Genomic DNA, 20,534 nt, shown 5'->3' with positions numbered 1-20,534 from the left:
GCGCCCCTATAGCTCAGTTGGTAGAGCTACGGACTTTTAATCCGCAGGTCGTAGGTTCGAGTCCTACTGGGGGCACAAACACAGACCCGGCGCCTCATTCGGAGGCGCCGGGTCTTGTGCATTCGTGCCACATGAATGCAACAGCAGGTCATCGAAGCAGGAACTCGAGGGTCACGCGCTCGAATGCCTCCTTGGCTTCGATCATCACCCAGTGCCCGCAGTTCGGAAATACATGCAGTTCGGCGTTCGGAATCAGTCGCATCGGAATCATCGGCATGTCCGGTGGACACTGCCGATCATCGAGCCCCCATGTCAGCAAGGTCGGGCATTGCACCTTGTGCATCATCGACCAGTACGGCGGCACATCCGAGTTGGACATTATCTGCTGCTGAGCGGCAAAGGCTTTGGATCCGTACATCGCGGTCAATGCCTGGTGCGAGGCCGGATCGTTGGCCGTTTGCCATCGTTCCTCGATCCGCTCCTCGGTGATCACGGATCTGTCGTAAACCATGCACTCGAGCCAGCGAACCAACTTCTCACGGCTGGGAGCGTCGGCGAATTCCTGGAGGAGACGCGTACCTTCGCTCGGGTTCTGACTGAAGATGTTCGGGCCCACGCCTCCGATGGTGACCAATCTGCGGACGCGGTCAGGGAACCTCATCGCGACGTTGACCCCGACAACTCCGCCCATCGAATTGCCGATCATCGCAGCGGATTCGATTCCCAGCGCATCCATGAATCGAACCACCGCCGAGGTTGCCGTGAGAACTGGATGACCGTCGACGGCATCGCTCACGCCGAACCCCGGGAACTCCAGGAGGTGGCAGTGGAAGTGCTTTGCGAACACCTCGAGGTTCCCCCGGTAATTCCGCCATCCACTCACGCCGATCCCGGAGCCGTGCAACAGGATCAACGGCGGACCATCGCCCGCCTCGTGATAGCGCAAAGTCCCCCTGTCGGTAGCGACTTCGCGTTTGGTCCCTTCGTAAGTCACGTCCATACCGCAAGATTAGAACGTGTTACAGATTTGCGACGGCTGATTGCGGAACTTCGCAATCACTGTCAGAAGCATCCCCCGCTGCCTCGACGCCCACTGCGATTCGTGGACTTCTGCTCGCTCGGTTTCGACTTCCCCGTCCCGGCCTTCACACACCGGTTGGGGCGCCGCACCTGCTCGAAGTGCCCGGCGCTCGCCACATGACCGGCCACGCTGACCTTGACCGGCGCGTCCGCGCGGGCGGTTCCGACTTGCGCCGATCCCAACGTCAGGGCGCAAGCAGCCACCAGCACCAGCGCTACCTTCTTCGAGATCTTCATATGCACGGCCACTTCGACACGGGTCCACTCCAGATGCTGAACAGGTGCGCGCACCGAAGGAACACGCTCGGCGTCGACGATATTCAGTCAGGGTGGCCGGCCGCGATCCTTTTGCTCACCAGCATCTGAACAGTCGACGACAAAAGTTTTGGCGGCACGTCAACATCCCGAGGGCGTCAACGAGCCGACGCCCAACGTACGCACCGTTACTGAGAAATCCGTAAATCCGGGCAACCACACAGCGACGGGCGTGGACGTTCGCGTTTGGACTCGCTACGCCACAATCAAACGCCGAACCGCCTCGACTGCCGCCTCCCGACGTCGAGGGATGGAACGAGACGACTTGAGCGCGAGCATCCGGGCGATATCCGTGATCAGCAGGATCAACTCCGTGGGATTCCACGCGGGGTCGATGTGCCCCTCGAGCTGCCCCTTGCGGATTTCCGCAACTTTAGGCCGGAAGGTCTTGCTTCGTATGTCGTCCTCGCTCATGACGTCCGGCGCTTCGAGATCCGCCCATTGCTGCAATCGGGCGTTCTCGGGATGGGCAACGTAGTTGTCGAAGAGGCGACCTGCATAGCCCGGCAAGTCGTCACCTCGAAGTGCTGTCTCCGCTGTTGTTTCGGACGTCCACTGTTCGGTCACGGCAGCGAACAACTCTTCCTTGCTTGCGAAGTACGCATAGAGACGGTCTTTGCTGGCACGCGCTTGCGCGGCGATCCGATTGATCCGCGCGCCGGCCAGCCCGTACGTGGCAAATTCGTCCTTTGCGGCCGCCAGAATGCGGTCCCTCGTAGCTTCCCCTGCTGAGCGCATGTTCACAGCCTAGAACGAATCGACCGTTGCCGAACCATCCGGTTCGGCGTAGCGTGCAGAGTTGACGAACAATTTGGTTCGCGAACAAGTCGTGCCACTTACCGTCAACTCGAGGAGAGACATGAATCTCGACGAAGCCCGAACTGCTTTCGCCCGGCTCCGTGCTGCGGAAAGTGGTGTATCACCAGCAGAACTCGACGAAGTGTGGGCCGCGCTGGAAACCGTCGCCGCCGAAGAAATCCTCGGCGAGTGGAAGGGTGACGACTTCGCCACCGGTCACCGTCTTCACGAAAAGCTGTTCGCGAGCCGTTGGTACGGCAAGACCTTCAACTCGGTCGAGGACGCCAAGCCGTTGATCTGCCGAGACGAAGACGGCAACCTCTACTCCGACGTCAAGAGCGGCAATGGCGAGGCAAGTCTGTGGAACATCGAGTTTCGTGGCGAAGTCACGGCGACGATGGTCTACGACGGCGCGCCGATCTTCGACCATTTCAAGAAAGTCGACGATTCGACGCTCATGGGCATCATGAACGGAAAATCGGCGTTGGTTCTCGACGGCGGACAGCACTACTACTTCCTGCTCGAGCGAGCGTGATTCGCGCCGAACAGAATTCGACGTCCGCCATGCAGATGACAGCGGCGCTCTCACACGGCCCGCACTCCCCCTTCACACTCGACACCGTCGAGATCGACGAACCCCGCGCAGACGAGATCCTGGTTCGCATCGTCGCGGCCGGCCTGTGCCACACAGATCTGTTCACGAAGTCGGTGCTACCGGAACGACTCGGCCCCTGCGTGTTCGGGCACGAAGGGGCGGGGGTGGTCGAGGCCGTCGGCTCGGCGATCGACAAGGTCGTGCCCGGCGATCACGTGTTGTTGAGCTATCGCAGTTGCGGTGCGTGCAGGCAATGTCTCAGCGGTCATCGGGCGTACTGCGAAAGCTCACACGCGCTCAACAGCTCTGGCGCACGCACCGACGGCTCGACGCCGATCCGGCGAGACGGAACCCCGCTACGGTCCGCCTTCTTCGGCCAGTCCAGCTTCGCGGAATACGTCATCGCCTCTGCCGACAACACCGTCGTCGTCGATCCTGCGGTGGACCTGACCGTCGCGGCTCCCCTCGGCTGCGGATTTCAAACCGGCGCGGGTGCCGTGCTGAATCTACTTCGCCCCGAGCCCGACTCGACGTTTGCCGTTTTCGGGGCAGGCAGCGTCGGACTCGCAGCGCTGCTGGCGGCGAGGGCTGCCGGCGTTTCCACCCTGGTCGCCGTGGACCCCGTTGCGCAGCGGCGCGAACTCGCCGAGGAATTCGGCGCCGTCACTGTCGATCCGACCACCGAGGACGCGGTCGAAGCAGTACGCGCCGCCACCGACGGAGGTTCGACACATTCCCTCGACACCACCGGAATCGGCTCCGTGATCAATCAAGCCGTCACATCACTTCGAGCACGGGGAACACTGGCGGTAGTCGGACTCGGAGCGTCCACGGTCGAGATGAACATGGCCGACATCATGCTGAGCGGAAAGACAATTCGAGGATGCATCGAAGGAGAGTCGGAAGTCTCGACGTTCATCCCCGAACTCGTCGAGCTCTTCACTGGTGGCCGGTTTCCGATCGACCGCTTGGTGACGCGCTACGCCTTCTCCGACATCAACAAAGCCGTCGAAGATCAAGCGTCGGGGCGCGTCATCAAACCCGTTCTCGTGTGGTGAGGGGCGAAGTGTCTCATTCGTCGACCCGACGGAATTCGCCCTAGACTGCGCTCCTGCACTAGACGTCGGAGCAAGGTGGGGACGATGACAGAACACACCAGTACGGGCGCGGGCCACGGCCGGGCCGTTATGCCGATCATCCGGATGCGCGCACGCAGCCGCGACGAGAACCATCGCGCATCGACACCACTCGAACTGTTCTTCGACCTGTGTTTCGTGGTTGCAGCCGCACAGGCCGGAGTTCAACTGGTGCATGCTGTTGCCGAGGGCCACTACGCCGACGGCATCGCCGGCTATATGTTCGTCTTCTTCGCGCTGTGGTGGGCGTGGGTGAACTTCACCTGGTTCGCGTCTGCCTACGACACGGACGACGTCCCCTACCGGGTCGCGACCTTCGTACAGATTTGTGGCGTGCTCGTCTTCGCCGCGGGAATCCCCGACGCATTCGACGGAACCGACCGTACGACGGCCATCGTCGGCTACCTCATCATGCGAATTGCGCTCACCTGCCAATGGCTTCGAGCCGCCAGCGGTGAATCCGGTGCAGCGCGAACCACTGCTCTGCAATATGCCGCCGGGCTCGTGATCGTCCAGGCCGGCTGGATCGTGCTGCTCCTGATGTCGGCGTCGGCGTGGATTCCGGGCTTCTTCGTTCTCATGATCGCCGAACTCGCGGTGCCGGCGATCGCCGAACGCAACCACCAGACGCCGTGGCACCCGCATCACATCGCCGAACGCTACGGCCTCTTCACCATCATCATGCTCGGCGAAACCATCGCTGCCGCGACCATCGCGGTCCAATCCGGCATCCGGGATTTCGACGCCGCCGATCTACTGATTCCGATTGCCGTCGGCGGAGTTCTGATCGTGTTCTCCGCGTTGTGGATCTACTTCGCCGTCCCGATCCACGAGTACCTCGCAGACCAGGGCAATCGCGCCGTCCTGTTGTGGGGATACGGGCACTACTTCGTATTCGGATCCGCTGCGGCCATCGGCGCCGGCATCGAAGTAGCCGTCGAGGAAGCAGTTGGCGAAGCGCACATTTCGACGTTCGCAGCATCTGCCGCGGTCACGATTCCGGCCGCGATGTTCCTGATCTTCGTGTGGCTCATGCATTCACGCCACTTCAAGCGCGACAGGATCGAGCAGGCCGTTCTACCGGTGAGCGCAATCCTGGTTCTCGCCTACACATTTGCCGGACACTGGGCGGTCCCGCTCGCCGGACTGGTGGCGGCGGGAACCGTCGGAGTCGGTGTCGGCCTGAGTACTCGGTCGAAGAGCTGACTCAGATTTCCGGAGCCGGAGCCTCGCCCTTGCTCTGCGGCTCGTGCTGCTTGAGCTCACCGCGCATCTTGTCGAGATCCTTTCCACGCTTTTTGTACATGTAGCCGAGCGCGACAAGTCCAAGGAACAACGCAACGCCCAGGACGGCACCGACAACGGATGCTCCGCGGAATCCGGGGCCGTCGACGTCGAGGATCCGCTCGCCCGCATGCGCAGCGTTGTTGTTGCCGAGAACAACTGTCAGAGAGAGCAGATTCGGCAGCGCGAAGATCACACCCAACGCGAGAGCCGTGATCTGCATGATTCGAGCATGCTTGCGCTTGCGCACCTGCCAGACCGCCCGGAAGAAGATGAGCGGGACCAGGGTGCACACGAGACCGAACAGCAGCCCCCACGCGATTCCGGCGCTGAAACTGCCGTTCGCCAACGACGCAATGCGCTGCGCCCACCAACGCGGAAGGAAGGCGGCAAGGATGAAGTAAGCGATGACCAGGACCACCGCCATCACTGCGATCCCGATGGCCTTCTTCGCCCACGGCGGCATGCCCGGTTTTGCGGTGGCCGGTGAAGTTTCCGGTGTCGTCATGACAATTCCTCGTCTAGTCGGCGTCTGTACTGACGAATCTATCCGTTACGGGCGTTCCTCATCCGCATCGAGAACGATCCGGGCAAGCCGCTTCGGCGCAACGAGGGTGAACGAGGTGTAGATCCACTCCTCCAGTTGCGACCATTTCTCCTCGGAAACGTCGGTGCCGATGTCGAGTGCAACCCACCCGTGTCGACCGAGTCCGTAGCCCGCAGCACTTGCGCCTGGTTCGGTGGCCACCACCGCTTCGGCTTCCTCCTTGCTCAGCTTGACGGTCAAGGAGGTGGCTTCGAGGTTGCAGAACACGAAGTTCTTGCCGCGGACCCGGAACGTCGGGTGGCCGTCCCACGCTTCGATGTCGACGCGCTCCGCTTCCGGCAGCGACAGCGAGATCTCTTCGAGTCGACGCATGTTGTCGGGCATGGAGACGATTCTGCACGCTCGATACCGAGCTTGACACCCGCGACACAGCTAGGCTCGGCGACGACCGCGTCACCGAACTCCGAACACAGGGAGACTGGCATGCGCACGTTAGTTCATCTCGTTCTGCTCATTTGTGGAATCGCCGTTGCCGTCGGCTCGTTCATGTACGTACTGGCCGGGGTCAAACCCGACAACGTTCGCCTCGAGGACCTGCGGGACGGCTTTCCGGCAGGGTGGGCAATCGAGCAACTCGGCGATCAGTCCGTGACCTTCTACCGGTCGATGGCGATACTTCTGCTCGCCGCCGCCGTATTGATTCTGATCGCCGCATTGTTCGGTTCTCGCATCGCAGCATGGATCGGAATTATCGTGGGATTGGGGACTCTTGGCACGTTCTACTACCGCGTGAACGATCAGTTCGACAATGTCATCAGGGAAAACTACTCCACGATCCTGACAAATCAGACAGGATTCATTCTGACGGCCGGCGGACTGATTCTCGCTCTCCTAGCGTGCCTGGTCCCCCGCGAGAAGACCCGAGCCTGACCGCTCGGCAACCGGAGGGTTACCGTCGACGCCGACATTCACTAGTGTCTGCAACAGCCGGGTACTGACGAGTAGTACCCCAGAAGAGGTAGGGCATCAATGGCATCGCTTGACGACCTTCTATCCCAGATCCCCATCGACCAGATCGCGCAGCAACTCGGCGTCGACCAGGCAACTGCCGAATCGGCGGTCAAGACTGCACTTCCGACCCTCGTCGGTGGCCTCGGCGCCAACGCTCAGGATCCCGCCGGCGCAGCCTCACTCGAAAGTGCGCTGCAGTCGCACGCCGACACCAGCCTTCTCGACGACGGCGTCGACATCAGCAAAGTCGACACCGCTGACGGTCAGAAGATCGTCTCGAACATCTTCGGCGGCAACACCGATCAGGTCGCCAGCGCACTGGGCGGTGTCGGTGGCGGCGGTGGAAACGATCTGGTGAAGCAGTTGCTGCCGATCCTCGCTCCCATCGTCCTGGCTTACCTCGCCAAGCAGTTCACCGGTGGCGGAGCCGGCGCGCAGACCCAGGCCTCCGGTGGCGGCGGACTCGGGGACCTCCTCGGCGGAATTCTCGGCGGCGGCGGCAATTCCGGCGGCGGCATCGGCGGAGCACTCGGCGGTATCTTGGGCGGATCCGGGGGCGGCGGCCTCGGAGACCTGCTCGGCGGCCTCCTCGGCGGCGGCAAGAAGTAATTCGCTCGACAGATTCGCACTGCGGCGATCCCGTTCGGGATCGCCGCAGTGCTCGGTTCAGTCAACCGTCGAAGATCGAAACATCCTCAGTGACAAGGCAAACGCAACCAACAGCAGCGCGCCCACAAAAGCACTGACCCCGACCCAACCGCCACCCGCGTATGCAAGACCCGCGAGGGCGCCCGCCACGGACGAACCCGCGTAGTAGGCAAACAGATACAACGCCGACGCCTCGGCCCGGTGATCGGTAGCGATCAGCCCCACCCAACCGCTGGCCACCGAATGTGCGGCGAAGAATCCTCCGGTGAAGAGCAGCATCCCCACGAGCGTCAACGCCAGATTGTCCGGAACGGTCAGTGCCAGGCCGATACCGATGACGACAACCGACCCGAGCAGCACGCTGCGCCTACCCAGTCGGTCAGAGGCCCCGCCGGCTACCGCCGAGGTGAAAGTTCCGGCAAGGTAGAAAAGGAACACCAGGCCCACAAGCGCTTCAGGAAGGCCGAAAGGTGCTGCCGTGAGCCGAAACCCGAGGAAGTTGTAAATCGACACGAAGCCGCCCATCAGGATGAATCCCAAAGCGAAGAGTGTTCGCAGCGACGGGTTCGCAAGGTGGCGTCGTAGATTCGACGCGATCGTGCGCGCCGATATCGGTTGCGGGCGAAAGAAATTCGACGCGGGAAGCCGCCGGATCATGTTGAGCGCGAACAATGCCGACAGCGCGGACGCAGTCAACAGCGCCCAACGCCACGTACTGAAATCGACGACGGCCGACGGCACGAGCCGTCCGATCAGCCCACCGATCGTCGTGCCGGCGACGTACCTTCCCATCGCTGCACCGAGGTCCTTCCGATCGACCTCCTCGGCCAGATAGGCCATCGCCACCGCCGGGACACCGGCCAGAGCAAATCCTTGTGCTGCGCGTCCGACCAGCAGAACCTCGATCGTCGGACTCAGCGGCAGAAGTAAACCGATCACACAGGACGCCGACGCCGACGCGATCATCACCCGCGTGCGACCGAAGCGCTCGGAGAGCGCACTGGCCGGAATGATTGCCAACGCCAACATGCCCGTCGTCGCAGAGACGGACAGCGCAGACACCGCAGGCGAGACGTGGAAGTCTTCGGCGAACGCAGGCAGCAACGCCTGTGCCGCGTACATCGAGATGAACGTCGACAGCCCGGCCGCGAACAACGCAACGGTCACGGTTCGATATCCCGATGTTCCGCGGCGAAGCGGCATCACTTCGGATTCGATCACATTCTCGACAGTCACCACGTACCTCCAGGCATCACTTACCTCCGGCAAGAATCCTCCCGCCCCGACTTGGCAAAAGAAAATGCATAAACTTGGTGTTCTATATGCTCTGGGGGTATATAGATTGGGTTCGTGATGCTGACCGAAGACCTCGAATGGTTTGTCGTGCTCGCCGAAACCCAACAGGTGACCGCTACCGCGGATCTGACTCACCTGTCGCAGCCGACCCTTTCGCGCAAACTCGCTCGCCTCGAACGACAGATCGGCGTGACACTCTTCGACCGTCAGGGACGCCGACTCGAACTGAACCGGTACGGCGAGATCCTCTATCGACATGCTCGCATCGCACTGCGTGCCCTCGACGCCGCGCAGACCGAAATCCAGTCGCTGGCGAGCCCCGAGAGCGGCACGGTCCGACTCGACTTCCTCCACTCGTTCGGCACCTGGTTGGTGCCGCACATGCTGCGCGGATACCGCGTCGAGTATCCCGGAGTGCGATTCGAACTGCATCAGGACAGCGCGCAGTTCCTGGTCGACAGAATCGCCGCCGGCACGTCCGACCTGGCCGTCGTCTCGCCTCAGCCGCGCGATCCGCAGGTGGCGTGGATGCAGATCGCCCAGCAGTCACTGGCATTGGCTGTTCCGGCTGATCATCGCTTTGCGAAGTTGCATTCGGTCGAGCTTGCGGACGCGGCCGACGAACCGTTCATCGGTATGCATCCGAACTTCGGGATGCGAAGAATTCTCGATGAACTGTGCGCGGCCGCAGGATTCACTCCGAATTTCGTCTTCGAGAGCAGCGAGCTGGCAACGGTCGGCGGACTGGTCTCCGCGTCCTTCGGTGTCTCGGTCATGCCGGTTCAGGATCCACCGATCTGGGCCGAAGGAGTCGTCTATGTACCGATCGAAGGAGCACAGCGAAAAATAGGGCTGATCTGGTCGAAGAGTCGCAAGCTGTCCGATCCCGCCCGGACGTTCCGCGACTACGTCGAAAGAACGACTTGGTAGTGAAAGTGCCCCCGGATAACTACGGATCGGTAACATCCCTCGAGGGGAGCAATTTTCATGCCATTCTTTTCAAACCTACGGTGCCGTAGGCTGGGGCGAAGTCGCGCATTCACTCAACATGGAGGCAAGAAATGACGAGGATTCTGACGCAGCTGGAGCTGCTACAAGAGCTGCAGCCGGTTGCCGAGGAGAACGTCAACCGCCACATCTCCATGGCCAAGGAATGGCATCCACACGACTACGTTCCGTGGGACGAGGGCCGTAACTTCGCAGCCATGGGTGGCGAAGACTGGAGTCTCGAACAGTCACAACTCGGCGAGGTAGCTCGCGCCGCGATGATCACCAACCTGCTCACCGAGGACAACCTGCCGTCGTACCACCGTGAGATCGCCGAGAACTTTTCGCAGGACGGTGCCTGGGGAACGTGGGTCGGCCGGTGGACCGCCGAGGAGAACCGCCACGGCATCGTGATGCGTGACTACCTCGTCGTCACGCGCGCAGTCGACCCCGTCGAGCTCGAGCGCTTCCGCATGGAACACATGACAAACGGTTACAGCGCACCCATCGACGAGGGCGACGCCGGCCTGCTGCACTCGGTCGCCTACGTGACCTTCCAGGAACTCGCGACGCGCGTCAGCCACCGCAACACCGGCAAGGCCTGCGACGAGCCGATTGCAGACAAGATGCTTCAGCGCATCGCCGCCGACGAGAACCTGCACATGATTTTCTACCGCAACATCTGCGCCGCCGCGCTCGATCTTGCTCCCGATCAGGCGCTCAAGGCTGTGGCGAACATCGTCCAGAACTTCCAGATGCCCGGTGCCGGCATGCCGAACTTCCGCCGCAACGGCGCTCTGATGGCCAAGCACGGCATCTACGACCTTCGCCAGCACCTCGACGAGGTCGTCTGGCCTGTCCTGCGCAAGTGGAACATCTTCGAGCGCAACGATTTCAGCGCCGAAGGCGAGAACACGCGCGAAGAGTTGGCGGCCTTCCTCGAGACACTCGCCGCCAACGCGACGAAGTTCGAGGAACAGCGCGATCGCATGCTCGCACGCGAAGCCGCCAAGCGCGAACAGCAGGCTTCTTAGTTTCACCAGCTATTCTGTGCCCGGTACCGGATTCGGTACCGGGCACTTCCAATTGTCACAAGTATTTGTTCAGAGGTAGACATGTCATCCCTTCGTATCGGTTCACTCGAGCTGCACAGCCCCGTGGTCCTCGCACCCATGGCGGGCGTCACCAACGTCGCCTTCCGCACGCTGTGCCGTGAACTCGAACTCGAACGTGCAGGCAGCACGTCCGGGCTCTACGTCTGCGAGATGGTCACCGCCCGCGCGCTCGTCGAACGCCAACCCGCCACGATGCACATGACCACGTTCGGTCCGACCGAAACGCCCAGGTCGCTGCAGCTGTACACCGTCGACCCGGATACGACTTACGCCGCGGCCAAGATGATCGTCGACGAGAACATGGCCGATCACATCGACATGAACTTCGGCTGCCCGGTACCCAAGGTGACCCGCAAGGGCGGCGGATCGGCGCTACCGTACAAGCGTCGACTGTTCGGTCAGATCGTCGCGGCAGCCGTGCGCGCCACCGAAGGCACCGACATTCCGGTCACCGTCAAGATGCGCGTCGGCATCGACCCCGAACATCACACGCACCTCGACGCAGGCCGGATCGCCGCAGCTGAAGGCGCCGCTGCCGTCGCACTTCACGCACGTACCGCGTCGCAGCGCTACTCCGGCACTGCTGACTGGAACGAGATCACGCGCCTCAAGGAACACGTCACCGACGTGCCGATCCTCGGCAACGGCGACATCTTCGACGCCTCGGATGCTGCCCGCATGATGAACGAGACCGGCTGCGACGGCGTCGTCGTCGGACGCGGCTGCCTCGGACGGCCATGGCTGTTCGCGGAACTCAGCGCAGCTCTCAACGGACAACAGATCGCCACGCCGCCGACGCTCGGCGAAGTCACCAAGATCATCGCCCGTCACGCCCAACTGCTCGCCGCACATCACGGTGAAATGAAGGGTCTGCGCGAACTTCGCAAGCACGTCTCCTGGTACATGCGTGGGTTCCCGGTCGGATCGGATCTGCGGGTCTCGATGGCTCTGGTCAGCACGTTGTCCGAACTGGACGATCTGCTCGGACAGCTCGACCACGACGTCCCGTTCCCCAAGGACGCCGAAGGCCCGCGCGGACGCCAAGGCTCACCCGGTCAGGTAGCACTCCCGGAAGGTTGGCTCGACGATCCCGAAGACGACCTTGTGCCGGTGGGAGCTGACATGATGCACTCGGGTGGCTAGCGAAAACACGCCGTCGGATTACTCACATCACTTTCTGAGTGAAGCACTCAGGATTCACCAGTAATATGGCTCCAGCTTCGTCGACAACCGGTTGACGCCGGCATCTGAATGACGAGTTACTGACAGTCGACGACGGGACAGGTTGCATCGGTGGGTGATGATCACGATTCGGGCCCACCTCCGCCCGAGAGCCGCGCCCCCTGGGAACGTCCGCTCGCAGACAAGCGCTTCCGCAACGCCCGACCGGACCAACCGGCAACGCCCCAGCGCCCTGCCACACCCCAGCGACCAACACCGCAACCACCCAGTCCCCCGGAGCGTCGCAGCAGTGGACGTACCGGGCGACGGGACTCGCCTCCGACCGACGACTCTGTTTCGGTCGCCGAGTTGGTCCGTCGGGTAGGCGACAAGAAGCCGCCACCAGCCCCGGCTACGCCGCCCAAGCCGGCGCCGAACAAATCCGTAACACCCAAGACTCAATCTTCAGCAGCGTCGTCGCCGCCCCCCGCCCGGCCGATTCCCGCCCGTCCGACCGTTCCGCCCGCCGCTGCGGACTGGATCACCGAAGAACATCCCGTCACCTCCGCAGTGCCGCGGGTAGTCGGTGACACCGGCGCCACTCGTCTGGCGCAAAGCAAGATTCGCCGCCGCCATCGCGCAAAAGTGATCGGCCGATCGGCAGTAGCGTTCCTGGCCGTCATGTCTCTCGCATTGACCGGCGTCGTGTGGGGCTATCTGCGCTCGGTCGAAGGCGGATTCGATCAGATTGCGGCACTCGACACCGAGTCCGACGACATCATCGACGCCGGTGGTCAACTCGGCGACGAGACGTACCTGATCATCGGCACCGATACCCGCGCCGGTGCGAGCGGTGAGATCGGCGCCGGAACCGTCGAAGACGCCGAAGGCGCCCGAGCCGACACGGTCATGCTGGTGAACATTCCCGCCGACCGAAGCCGCGTCGTCGCCGTCTCCTTCCCGCGTGACCTCGACGTCGAACGTCCGATCTGTCAGGGATGGGACAACGACGCCGGCAAGTACACCAGCGAAACCTTCCCGGCAGCGAGCGGGGACAAACTCAATGCGACGTACGCACTCGGTGGCCCCAAATGCCTGGTCAAGGTCATCCAGAAGATGTCCGGCCTGAAAATCGGGCACTTCGTCGGAATGGACTTCGCCGGTTTCGAGCGCATGGTCGACACCGTCGGCGGTGTGAACGTCTGCTCCCCCGGACCGATCGAAGACGGCATCCTCGGAACCGTCCTCGCCTCCGGCGGCACGCAGATGCTCGACGGCCGTACCGCCCTCAACTACGTGCGTGCTCGCCACGTCGAAGCCGAGGGCAACGGCGACTACGGGCGCATCACCCGTCAGCAGAAGTTCCTGTCGGCGCTGCTCCGCTCGGCCCTGTCCAACCAGGTCCTCCTGAATCCGAGCAAGCTCAACGGATTCATCAACGCCTTCACCAGCGACACGTTCGTCGAAAACATCGACACCAAGTCACTGGTCACCCTCGGTCGCTCGCTCCAGAACGTCGACGCAGGCGCGGTCACGTTCTTGACGGTCCCCACGGACGGCACCAACGACTGGGGCAACGAGATTCCTCGCACGGACGAGATCAAGTCCCTCTTCCAGGCGATCATCGACGACGATCCGCTTCCGGGTGAAGAGCGCGAGGACACCACACCGTCGTCCACCAGTTCCACGACAACCGCTCCTACGTCCAGCACGCCGCCGGCCGCCACTTCCGTCGAGGCAATGAGCGCCTACAACATCTCGGTCGACGTCTCCAACGCCTCGGGAATCGCCGGGCAGGCCGCGACAATCGCCGACAGCCTCGCGGCTTACGGTTTCCAGATCTCCACGGTCGGTAACTTCAGCGCAGCCACCGGCCTGGCGAATGCTCAAGCGTCGACCACCGTCGTGCGCTACGCCGCAGGTTACGAGGCTGAAGCGGTGACGGTCGCGTCGTCGATTCCCGGCGCGGTTCTGGTTCTCGCTCCGAGCATGGGAGACATGATCGAGGTCGTCGTCGGAAGCAATTTCGCCGGCACCGTCGTTGCCCCCGCGGACCCGGGAACCATCCTGGCGGCAAATCCGACGTCGGTCGACACCAGCACCTCGACGGCTCTGCCCGCCGACATCGCCAGCGTCAACGCCGGCGACACCACCTGCGACTGACACGCGTTCATTCACCTTGCGTTCACCTGGTGCTTGTGACTTGGTCTTTCACGGCACGTAGGCTCTGACCTCATGCGCGTGGCTTACAACGAACAGATGACCGAGCTTGCAGACACGCTCGGCGAGATGGCAGGACTGGCGGGTGCCGCTATGGAGCGCGCCACCCAGTCCCTGCTCCAGGCAGACCTGTCCCTGGCAGAACAAGTAATCGGCGAACACGACAAGATCACCGAACTCAGCACCATCTGCGAGGAGCGCGCGTTTGCGTTGCTCGCCTTGCAGGCTCCCGTTGCCGGAGATCTGCGCTCGGTGGTCAGCGGAATCCAGATCGTCGCCGACATCGACCGCATGGGCGCACTCGCCCTGCACGTCGCCAAGATCGCGCGCCGCCGACATCCCAACCACGTGCTTCCTGAAGAGGTCAACGGCTACTTCGCCGAGATGGGACGCATCGCTGTCTCCATCGGTGCGGCCGCCAAGGTCGTCCTCGAGACCCGCGACCCCGAGCGCGCTGCCCGTCTGCGCGAAGAAGACGAAGCGATGGACGACCTCCACCGCCACCTCTTCACCGTCCTCATGGACCGTGAGTGGAAGCACGGCGTTGCCGCCGCAGTCGACGTCACGCTGCTCGGCCGCTTCTACGAGCGATTCGCCGACCACGCCGTCGAGGTCGGCCGACGTGTCATCTTCCTGGTGACCGGCAAGCTGCCCGAAGAGCCCGAAACCACCGAGAAGGTCGACAACCTCACCTCGTACCCGGATCTCTGAACCCAACCGTCCACGTGAGTAAAAGGCGGCCGCGCACTTGCGCGGCCGCCTTTCCTATTCAGTTCTCGTGCAACCAGGTTTCCAACGTGGGTCCTGCAGTTGTGGATCCCGGCGCGGGCAGCAACGCCCCACCCTTCATCGCCTTACCCGCTCCCGGCATCGAGATCGGGATCAGCCACTTACGTCGGCCACGGTATTTCAAGATCTCGCGCGTCATGGCCGGGATCTCGAGGACCTCAGGCCCGGCGAGATCTGGAGCCCTCCCGGTCGGACCGTTCTGAGCGCACGTCACCAGAGCCTCGGCGACGGTCTTCGCTGCCACCGGTTGTGACCGCATCCGAGGAACCATAGCGATCGGCCCCAGTCCGAACAGCGCGATCGTCTTCTCGCCGAACTCGAACCACTGAGTGGATCGCAGGATCGTGAAGGGAATACTCGACGCTTCCACCGCGCGTTCCTGCGCAGCCTTCCCCTGGTAGTAACCGAAGGACTTCAATCGCGGATCGTCGCAGTTCACGATCGAGAGCAACACGTGGTGCTTCACGCCGGCCCTGGCTTCGGCCGCGACGATGTTCCTTGCTGCCGTCTCGAAGAACTCGATCGCCTTCCTCGCACTGTTGGTGACATGATCACTCACGTCGACGACCACGTCGGCGCCGGAAAATGCTTCGTCCAACCCGGCACCCGTAGAGATGTCGACTCCCGTCGATCGAGCGGCAGCGACCACGTCGTGGCCCCCTGCCTTTGCCTGCTCGACGACCAGCTTTCCCATCTGGCCGGTTCCGCCCAGAACAACAATTCGCATGATGCCTCCGTCAAACCTGTGCGCCCGGCTCTCTTCGGCCTGGTCACATACTGGACGACGCAGCCTCCCGAAGTGTGACGGTAGGGCGAATCAGTCGGTGTACTCCCGCGAAACTCGCCCACGCCACTGCGACCAGATCGGATCCAACGCTGCGCTCGCCTCATGTGCGTGATCGGCAACGGCCCGTGCCAGCATCCCTGCTCCCGCCAGCGGCGTCACGTGCCCTTCGACGTCGTCGGTAGTCTTCATCCCCAACAGCATGGTCGTACCGAGCACGCGATGGCCACCGAGAATTCCCGGCAGCGAACGGCCCGGCACGCTACGCAGGTCGAGAGTTTCCACGAGCAGCGCGTCACCGTCGACGGTAATGCGCTGATCCGAGCGAAGGGCACCGCCGGTTTCGCCGGTCCGGCCGAACACGATCATCTCGTCGAGCAGCGCAACCGCATCGGATTCCAGCGAAATATCCACGCGCCTGGTCACATCCGCGCCGCCCGCGACGACAAACGGTGCCGCGCGCCAGATCAGCGCCGCACCGGCGCCGACGCTCGCCGAAGCCGACCACGACGCCCGGCCGCCACGCGCGTTGTACGCGACGGTCCCCGACGGCTCGATCACCTCGAGGCACGTACCCGGAGCGACTACGAATTCGATACGCAGGTCGTCGCCGGCCAGCAGCGTTGCACTGTGCCCTACCAGGGCAATTCGCACGGTGAGCCCGCGAGCGTCGACGAACCGCGGGGCCAAGAAGTCGCCCGAGATCAGCTCTCGCGCAACAGCGGTGTCACCCACTCTCTCGACGACGACCCGCGTAGCTCCAGTGCGCATCAGTGAGCGTGAGAGTGGCTGTGCCCGTGACCGTGACCGTGGTCTTCTTCATCGGCATGGAAGTGCGGCGCCATCGGCCCCGGATCCTGCGGGGTGTGACTACCCGCGCGATGAGATGCGATGACCTGGCGGAGCCACGCACTGAGCTGGTCGATCGTTGAGTGATCCTTCTGGCTGAGCGCGAGAACGGGAAGTCCGTCACGCGCGGCCGTGGCATCGGCAACCATCTGGACCGCGTCGACGTCGACGTACGGGGCCAGGTCGATCTTGTTGACCACCAACAGATCTGCCCGCTCGATTCCGGGACCGCCCTTGCGTGCGACGTCTCCGCCGCCCGCGACGTCGATGCAGAAGATCTGGGCGTCGACCAGTGCCGGGCTGAACGTGGCGGTCAGGTTGTCACCGCCGCTTTCCACGATCACCATGTCGAGGGGATGGAACTGACGCTCGAGGTCTTCGACCGCAATGAGGTTCGGCGTGACGTCGTCACGAATAGCCGTGTGCGGGCACGCACCGGTCTCGACTGCGACGATGCGCTCGATCGGCAGAACGTTGGCCGCGCGCAACAGTCGCGCGTCCTCGTCGGTGTAGATGTCGTTGGTGACCACCGCGATCTCGTACTCCGCCGCGAGTTCGCGGCAGATGGTGGCGATGAGGGTGCTTTTGCCGGTGCCGACGGGGCCGGCAACGCCGAGCCTCAAACCTCTTGCAGCAGTGGTGGTGTTGTTCAGGTTGTCAAGCACGGAAAATCCTCCTGGATCGAGCGTGGTGTTCGAGTGACCATTGTTCGACCAACGGCCCTGTTGTTGCGGGTATATCTGCGACGCCCTCGACGGCTACGGCAGCCGCGGCGACGGTTTCGATGGTCGGGGCTGCTCGGAGCAACCATTCGACCGGTTCTGCCGGATCCACCGGCAGTAGCTTCAATGCCGCCGACGCCACCGTTTGGGCGTCGTCGTACAAACAAGATCTGGCTGCCTGTAGGTCGTCCATCCCGGAGACCGCCGTGAAGACGCCCAACGCGAGCGGACGCATCGGATGCCCAGACAGCGCCATGAGCATCTGCACCGCGGGGTGCTGCGGCCACAATCGCGACGCCAGTCTCGCCAGCCCACGGCCGAGCTGAATCGACGCCTCACGCAGCGGTGCGCTGGGAGTCCGAGCGAGCAGTTCCCTCGAGATGTCCTCGAGTTCGCCTGCACTACCCTCACTTACGGCCCAGCGGCGCGTGACCACCGTTGAAGCGGCCTCGACAAGTCCGACTGTTTCGAGTCGACCGCGAATGAAGTCAGGGACCTGACTCTGCAGGAGTCCGCCCGCCAGTGCCGGTTCCAACCCCGACGAGTGCGCGTGACCGCCGGTAGGCAGACGCCCGTCTGCCAAGAGCATCGATGCTATCTCGGCAGATGCCGTCTCGATCGACATGGTTTCAGAACAGCATGTAGCGCTGAGCCATCGGCACCACGTCAACGGGGTTGGGCGCGATCAGGTCGCCGTTGACCTTGATGGCAAACGTCTCCGGATCGACGTCGATGGACGGCAGCGCCGTGTTGTTCGGCATGTCCGCCTTGGTGAGGTGTCTCGTCGGACGAACACCGGTAAGGGTGCGGGTGAGACCGAGACGATCGGCCAGACCGTCCTCGATGGCCATCGGAGAGACGAACGTCGTGGACAGGTGCGGGGCCGATCCCGGAGTCGCCGCGATGGCCGGGCGAACGAACACCGGCTGCGGGGTCGGGATAGCAGCATTCGGATCACCAAGCGGCGCAGCAACTATCGCCCCGCCCTTGATCACGGCAGAAGGACGGACTCCGAAGAACGCGGGATCCCACAGCACCAGGTCCGCCATCTTCCCGGCCTCGACCGAGCCGATCTCGTGATCGATACCGTGCGCCACCGCGGGGCAGATCGTGTACTTGGCGACGTAACGCCGCGCACGCTCGTTGTCGGCCGGCATGCTGGTGCCCAGCTTGCCGTACTGGGCCTTCATGACGTGAGCCACCTGCCATGTCCGCAGGGTCACCTCACCGATACGGCCCATCGCCTGGGCATCGGACGAGGTGATCGAGATGGCTCCGATGTCGTGCAGAAAGTCTTCTGCTGCAATCGTTGTCGGCCGGATCCGAGACTCGGCAAAGGCAAGATCCTCCGGAACCCGGGGATTGAGCGCATGACACACGATGAGCATGTCGAGGTGCTCGGCAACCGTGTTGACGGTATGCGGCAACGTCGGATTGGTCGATGCCGGAAGAACGTTCGGCTCACCTGCCGTCACGATGATGTCCGGTGCGTGCCCGCCGCCGGCGCCTTCCGCATGGAACACGTGGATCCCGCGTCCGGCGATCGCATCCAAAGTGTGCTGTACGTAACCGGTTTCGTTGAGGCTGTCGGCGTGCAGCGCTACCTGAAGGCCGAACTCGTCGGCTGCGCGCAGAGCGGCGTCGATCGCGGCCGGAGTGGAACCCCAGTCCTCGTGAACCTTGAATCCGCCTGCGCCGGCGAGAGCTTCCTGACGCATGGCCTCATGACTGACGGTGCTGCCCTTGCCGAGGAGAAGAACGTTGAGCGGGATGTGGTCGAGGGCGCGGTGCATCATCGTCAAGGACCAGGCGCCGGGTGTGACGGTGGTTGCCTTGCTTCCCTCGGTGGGGCCCGTTCCGCCGCCCGCCACCGTCGTCGTACCGGTCGCGAGCGCCTCCATCATCTCGATTTCACTGAGGAAGTGCACGTGAGTGTCGATCGCACCCGCGGTGAGGATCTTCCCCTCGCCGGCGATCACGTCGGTGCTCGGCCCGATGAGCAACTTGGGGTGCACGCCATCCATGATGTCGGGGTTACCGGACTTGCCGATCGCAACGATGCGTCCGTCGCGAATTCCGACGTCTGCCCGGACGATTCCCCAGTGATCGAGAATCACCGTGTTGGTGATGACGACGTCGAGAGCACCCTGGTCGCGAGTGGTCAGGCCCTGGCCCATCGACTCGCGGATGCTCTTACCGCCGCCGAAGACCATCTCGTCGCCGGTCGCGGTGTAGTCGTGCTCGATCTCGATCCACAGATCGGTGTCGGCCAAACGGATCTGGTCGCCTGCGGTCGGGCCGTACAGGGAGGCGTAGCCGCGTCGATCGATCCTGCTCATTCGGCTGTCCTCTCAACTGTCGTCGCGGCGTCGTCCGGTGAATCCGCCTCGACTGGAACATCACTCACACGCACGTTCACCGAGGACGCTCGCAAAGGTTCTTCGACCTCGACGCCGGGCGTGCCGAACGGCATGACGGTCTTGGGCTCGCGCGCATGTGTCGGTAGGTCTTCGTCCGGCACGATCTGCAGGCCCGGAACCCTTTTGAGTCCGCCGAGCGCGATCAGTGTCACCGTTCTGCTGACCCCGGGTTCGAACCGAACCGACGTTCCCGAGGGGATGTCGAGCCGGAAGCCGTCTGCCGCTTCGCGATCGAAGGTCAACGCCGGGTTGGCCGCGGGAAGGTGGAGATGTGAACCGATCTGAATGGGGCGATCGCCGTCGTTGACGACGACCATCGTGATCTTCTCCGCGTCCGTGCCGAACTCGAGCGGTTCGGTGGACACACGTACTTCGCCGGGAATCATCGAATGGGCTCCGTCACGGTGACCAGTTTGCGACCGTCCGGGAAAGTGGCCTCCACCTGGACGTTTGCAATCATCTCGGGTACCCCTTCCATCACGTCGTCGCGGGTGAGCACTTGCCGACCGGCGTTCATCAGTTCCGCAACCGTCATTCCGTCACGCGCGCGCTCGAGAATCCAGCACGAGATCAGTGCCATCGCTTCGGGGTAGTTCAGCAGTACCCCGCGCTCGCGGCGGTCACGGGCGACCATGCCCGCGACGCTCAGGAGCAGCTTTTCGGTATCTGAAGGGGTGAGGTGCACTGACAAGCCCTTCCGGTTGTGAAACGACATCGATCGACAGCGTGCTGTCGGGCCGAGATTAGCATTGTCCGAAGCGTCGTCAGTATCCACGA

Annotated in this window: 23 protein-coding genes and 1 tRNA gene; 11 read left to right on the top strand and 13 right to left on the bottom strand. The window is 63.1% G+C overall.

Translation table 11 applies throughout. The features are described from left to right. Window positions 1–2: 2 nt before the first annotated feature. Window positions 3–75 (top strand) — tRNA-Lys (locus ATN37_RS27420). Window positions 76–148: 73 nt separating this feature from the next. On the opposite strand, the gene ATN37_RS27415 is transcribed toward ATN37_RS27420, so the two are convergent. The 3 genes from ATN37_RS27415 to ATN37_RS27405 form a co-directional block, all read right to left on the bottom strand. Beyond that, on the bottom strand, window positions 149–1,000 hold the full coding sequence (locus ATN37_RS27415; protein ID WP_218695859.1) for an alpha/beta fold hydrolase: 852 nt from the start codon (window positions 998–1,000) through the stop codon (window positions 149–151). Window positions 1,001–1,062: 62 nt separating this feature from the next. Further along, on the bottom strand, window positions 1,063–1,371 hold the full coding sequence (locus tag ATN37_RS27410) for a hypothetical protein (RefSeq protein WP_218695858.1): 309 nt from the start codon (window positions 1,369–1,371) through the stop codon (window positions 1,063–1,065). A 219-nt stretch (window positions 1,372–1,590) separates the two neighbouring features. Then, window positions 1,591–2,133 (bottom strand): TetR/AcrR family transcriptional regulator, encoded by a 543-nt coding sequence (locus tag ATN37_RS27405; RefSeq protein ID WP_030535258.1) that lies wholly within the window; start codon window positions 2,131–2,133, stop codon window positions 1,591–1,593. A gap of 121 nt (window positions 2,134–2,254) precedes the next feature. On the opposite strand from ATN37_RS27405, the gene ATN37_RS27400 reads away from it, so the two are divergent. The 3 genes from ATN37_RS27400 (at window position 2,255) to ATN37_RS27390 (ending at window position 5,130) form a co-directional block, all read left to right on the top strand. After that, window positions 2,255–2,728, top strand: a complete 474-nt coding sequence (locus ATN37_RS27400; RefSeq protein WP_007733878.1) for a DUF4334 domain-containing protein — start codon at window positions 2,255–2,257, stop codon at window positions 2,726–2,728. Between the two features lie 29 nt (window positions 2,729–2,757). Continuing rightward, entirely contained in the window at window positions 2,758–3,846 is a 1,089-nt protein-coding gene (locus ATN37_RS27395; RefSeq protein ID WP_218695998.1) for an NAD(P)-dependent alcohol dehydrogenase, read from the top strand. 84 nt (window positions 3,847–3,930) lie between these two features. Further along, window positions 3,931–5,130, top strand: coding sequence for a low temperature requirement protein A (locus ATN37_RS27390; RefSeq protein ID WP_218695857.1), 1,200 nt, complete (start codon window positions 3,931–3,933; stop codon window positions 5,128–5,130). Window position 5,131: 1 nt separating this feature from the next. On the opposite strand, the gene ATN37_RS27385 is transcribed toward ATN37_RS27390, so the two are convergent. Both ATN37_RS27385 and ATN37_RS27380 read right to left on the bottom strand, forming a co-directional pair. Beyond that, window positions 5,132–5,716, bottom strand: coding sequence for a hypothetical protein (locus ATN37_RS27385; protein WP_003940111.1), 585 nt, complete (start codon window positions 5,714–5,716; stop codon window positions 5,132–5,134). 45 nt (window positions 5,717–5,761) lie between these two features. After that, window positions 5,762–6,139 (bottom strand): MmcQ/YjbR family DNA-binding protein, encoded by a 378-nt coding sequence (locus ATN37_RS27380; RefSeq protein WP_020908916.1) that lies wholly within the window; start codon window positions 6,137–6,139, stop codon window positions 5,762–5,764. A gap of 99 nt (window positions 6,140–6,238) precedes the next feature. On the opposite strand from ATN37_RS27380, the gene ATN37_RS27375 reads away from it, so the two are divergent. Further along, window positions 6,239–6,685 (top strand): hypothetical protein, encoded by a 447-nt coding sequence (locus ATN37_RS27375; protein ID WP_003939955.1) that lies wholly within the window; start codon window positions 6,239–6,241, stop codon window positions 6,683–6,685. Window positions 6,686–6,784: 99 nt separating this feature from the next. Continuing rightward, complete coding sequence (locus tag ATN37_RS27370) at window positions 6,785–7,375, top strand: DUF937 domain-containing protein (protein ID WP_003940105.1); 591 nt, start codon at window positions 6,785–6,787, stop codon at window positions 7,373–7,375. Between the two features lie 57 nt (window positions 7,376–7,432). On the opposite strand, the gene ATN37_RS27365 is transcribed toward ATN37_RS27370, so the two are convergent. After that, window positions 7,433–8,617: an MFS transporter gene (locus ATN37_RS27365; protein WP_218695997.1), complete on the bottom strand. Its 1,185-nt coding sequence runs from the start codon at window positions 8,615–8,617 to the stop codon at window positions 7,433–7,435. Window positions 8,618–8,764: 147 nt separating this feature from the next. On the opposite strand from ATN37_RS27365, the gene ATN37_RS27360 reads away from it, so the two are divergent. From ATN37_RS27360 to phoU, 5 genes are all read left to right on the top strand, one after another. Beyond that, window positions 8,765–9,640, top strand: a complete 876-nt coding sequence (locus ATN37_RS27360) for a LysR family transcriptional regulator (protein WP_080726688.1) — start codon at window positions 8,765–8,767, stop codon at window positions 9,638–9,640. A 131-nt stretch (window positions 9,641–9,771) separates the two neighbouring features. Then, window positions 9,772–10,731 carry an acyl-ACP desaturase gene (locus ATN37_RS27355; RefSeq protein ID WP_003940492.1) on the top strand — a complete coding sequence of 320 codons (960 nt, stop codon included), beginning with the start codon at window positions 9,772–9,774 and terminating at the stop codon, window positions 10,729–10,731. Window positions 10,732–10,812: 81 nt separating this feature from the next. Beyond that, complete coding sequence (dusB, locus tag ATN37_RS27350; protein ID WP_003939756.1) at window positions 10,813–11,955, top strand: tRNA dihydrouridine synthase DusB; 1,143 nt, start codon at window positions 10,813–10,815, stop codon at window positions 11,953–11,955. Window positions 11,956–12,105: 150 nt separating this feature from the next. Then, window positions 12,106–14,136, top strand: a complete 2,031-nt coding sequence (locus tag ATN37_RS27345; RefSeq protein WP_064073420.1) for an LCP family protein — start codon at window positions 12,106–12,108, stop codon at window positions 14,134–14,136. 72 nt (window positions 14,137–14,208) lie between these two features. Then, window positions 14,209–14,904 (top strand): phosphate signaling complex protein PhoU, encoded by a 696-nt coding sequence (gene phoU, locus ATN37_RS27340; protein WP_003940130.1) that lies wholly within the window; start codon window positions 14,209–14,211, stop codon window positions 14,902–14,904. A gap of 58 nt (window positions 14,905–14,962) precedes the next feature. Here phoU and ATN37_RS27335 read toward each other — a convergent pair whose 3' ends face one another. The 7 genes from ATN37_RS27335 to ureA form a co-directional block, all read right to left on the bottom strand. Next, complete coding sequence (locus tag ATN37_RS27335; protein ID WP_165639047.1) at window positions 14,963–15,709, bottom strand: SDR family oxidoreductase; 747 nt, start codon at window positions 15,707–15,709, stop codon at window positions 14,963–14,965. A 90-nt stretch (window positions 15,710–15,799) separates the two neighbouring features. Beyond that, window positions 15,800–16,537, bottom strand: a complete 738-nt coding sequence (locus tag ATN37_RS27330; protein ID WP_207624411.1) for an urease accessory protein UreD — start codon at window positions 16,535–16,537, stop codon at window positions 15,800–15,802. Continuing rightward, complete coding sequence (gene ureG / locus ATN37_RS27325; RefSeq protein ID WP_003939705.1) at window positions 16,537–17,280, bottom strand: urease accessory protein UreG; 744 nt, start codon at window positions 17,278–17,280, stop codon at window positions 16,537–16,539. Before ureG ends, ATN37_RS27330 begins: the two co-directional genes overlap by 1 nt. Continuing rightward, a complete protein-coding gene (locus ATN37_RS27320) occupies window positions 17,273–17,962 on the bottom strand; it encodes an urease accessory protein UreF (protein ID WP_165639046.1) in 690 nt (229 codons plus the stop codon). The genes ureG and ATN37_RS27320 overlap by 8 nt, the downstream gene beginning before the upstream one ends. 4 nt (window positions 17,963–17,966) lie before the next feature. Beyond that, the gene (locus ATN37_RS27315) at window positions 17,967–19,676 is read right to left on the bottom strand and encodes an urease subunit alpha (RefSeq protein WP_030535249.1); all 1,710 of its coding nucleotides are present in this window, start codon (window positions 19,674–19,676) and stop codon (window positions 17,967–17,969) included. Further along, the gene (gene ureB, locus ATN37_RS32960) at window positions 19,673–20,143 is read right to left on the bottom strand and encodes an urease subunit beta (RefSeq protein WP_007733849.1); all 471 of its coding nucleotides are present in this window, start codon (window positions 20,141–20,143) and stop codon (window positions 19,673–19,675) included. Before ureB ends, ATN37_RS27315 begins: the two co-directional genes overlap by 4 nt. Next, window positions 20,140–20,442 (bottom strand): urease subunit gamma, encoded by a 303-nt coding sequence (ureA, locus tag ATN37_RS27305; protein ID WP_003939800.1) that lies wholly within the window; start codon window positions 20,440–20,442, stop codon window positions 20,140–20,142. Before ureA ends, ureB begins: the two co-directional genes overlap by 4 nt. Between the last annotated feature and the right edge of the window lie 92 nt (window positions 20,443–20,534).

The sequence above is a fragment of the Rhodococcus sp. MH15 genome (assembly GCF_019266045.1).
Taxonomy (GTDB): Bacteria; Actinomycetota; Actinomycetes; order Mycobacteriales; family Mycobacteriaceae; genus Rhodococcus_F; species Rhodococcus_F qingshengii.
This window is presented reverse-complemented; position numbering and strand designations above follow the sequence as displayed.

Bases quoted from the DNA above. Each gene is read 5' to 3' on its own strand.
- ATN37_RS27365 (WP_218695997.1), bottom strand. From the start codon at position 8,617: ATGCCGCTTCGCCGCGGAACATCGGGATATCGAACCGTGACCGTTGCG.
- ATN37_RS27390 (WP_218695857.1), top strand. From the start codon at position 3,931: ATGACAGAACACACCAGTACGGGCGCGGGCCACGGCCGGGCCGTTATG.
- ATN37_RS27385 (WP_003940111.1), bottom strand. From the start codon at position 5,716: ATGACGACACCGGAAACTTCACCGGCCACCGCAAAACCGGGCATGCCG.
- ATN37_RS27415 (WP_218695859.1), bottom strand. From the start codon at position 1,000: ATGGACGTGACTTACGAAGGGACCAAACGCGAAGTCGCTACCGACAGG.
- dusB (WP_003939756.1), top strand. From the start codon at position 10,813: ATGTCATCCCTTCGTATCGGTTCACTCGAGCTGCACAGCCCCGTGGTC.
- ATN37_RS27395 (WP_218695998.1), top strand. From the start codon at position 2,758: ATGCAGATGACAGCGGCGCTCTCACACGGCCCGCACTCCCCCTTCACA.
- ATN37_RS27400 (WP_007733878.1), top strand. From the start codon at position 2,255: ATGAATCTCGACGAAGCCCGAACTGCTTTCGCCCGGCTCCGTGCTGCG.
- phoU (WP_003940130.1), top strand. From the start codon at position 14,209: ATGCGCGTGGCTTACAACGAACAGATGACCGAGCTTGCAGACACGCTC.
- ATN37_RS27355 (WP_003940492.1), top strand. From the start codon at position 9,772: ATGACGAGGATTCTGACGCAGCTGGAGCTGCTACAAGAGCTGCAGCCG.
- ATN37_RS27320 (WP_165639046.1), bottom strand. From the start codon at position 17,962: ATGTCGATCGAGACGGCATCTGCCGAGATAGCATCGATGCTCTTGGCA.
- ATN37_RS27335 (WP_165639047.1), bottom strand. From the start codon at position 15,709: ATGCGAATTGTTGTTCTGGGCGGAACCGGCCAGATGGGAAAGCTGGTC.
- ATN37_RS27380 (WP_020908916.1), bottom strand. From the start codon at position 6,139: ATGCCCGACAACATGCGTCGACTCGAAGAGATCTCGCTGTCGCTGCCG.
- ATN37_RS27370 (WP_003940105.1), top strand. From the start codon at position 6,785: ATGGCATCGCTTGACGACCTTCTATCCCAGATCCCCATCGACCAGATC.
- ureB (WP_007733849.1), bottom strand. From the start codon at position 20,143: ATGATTCCCGGCGAAGTACGTGTGTCCACCGAACCGCTCGAGTTCGGC.
- ATN37_RS27330 (WP_207624411.1), bottom strand. From the start codon at position 16,537: ATGCGCACTGGAGCTACGCGGGTCGTCGTCGAGAGAGTGGGTGACACC.
- ATN37_RS27375 (WP_003939955.1), top strand. From the start codon at position 6,239: ATGCGCACGTTAGTTCATCTCGTTCTGCTCATTTGTGGAATCGCCGTT.
- ATN37_RS27405 (WP_030535258.1), bottom strand. From the start codon at position 2,133: ATGCGCTCAGCAGGGGAAGCTACGAGGGACCGCATTCTGGCGGCCGCA.
- ATN37_RS27315 (WP_030535249.1), bottom strand. From the start codon at position 19,676: ATGAGCAGGATCGATCGACGCGGCTACGCCTCCCTGTACGGCCCGACC.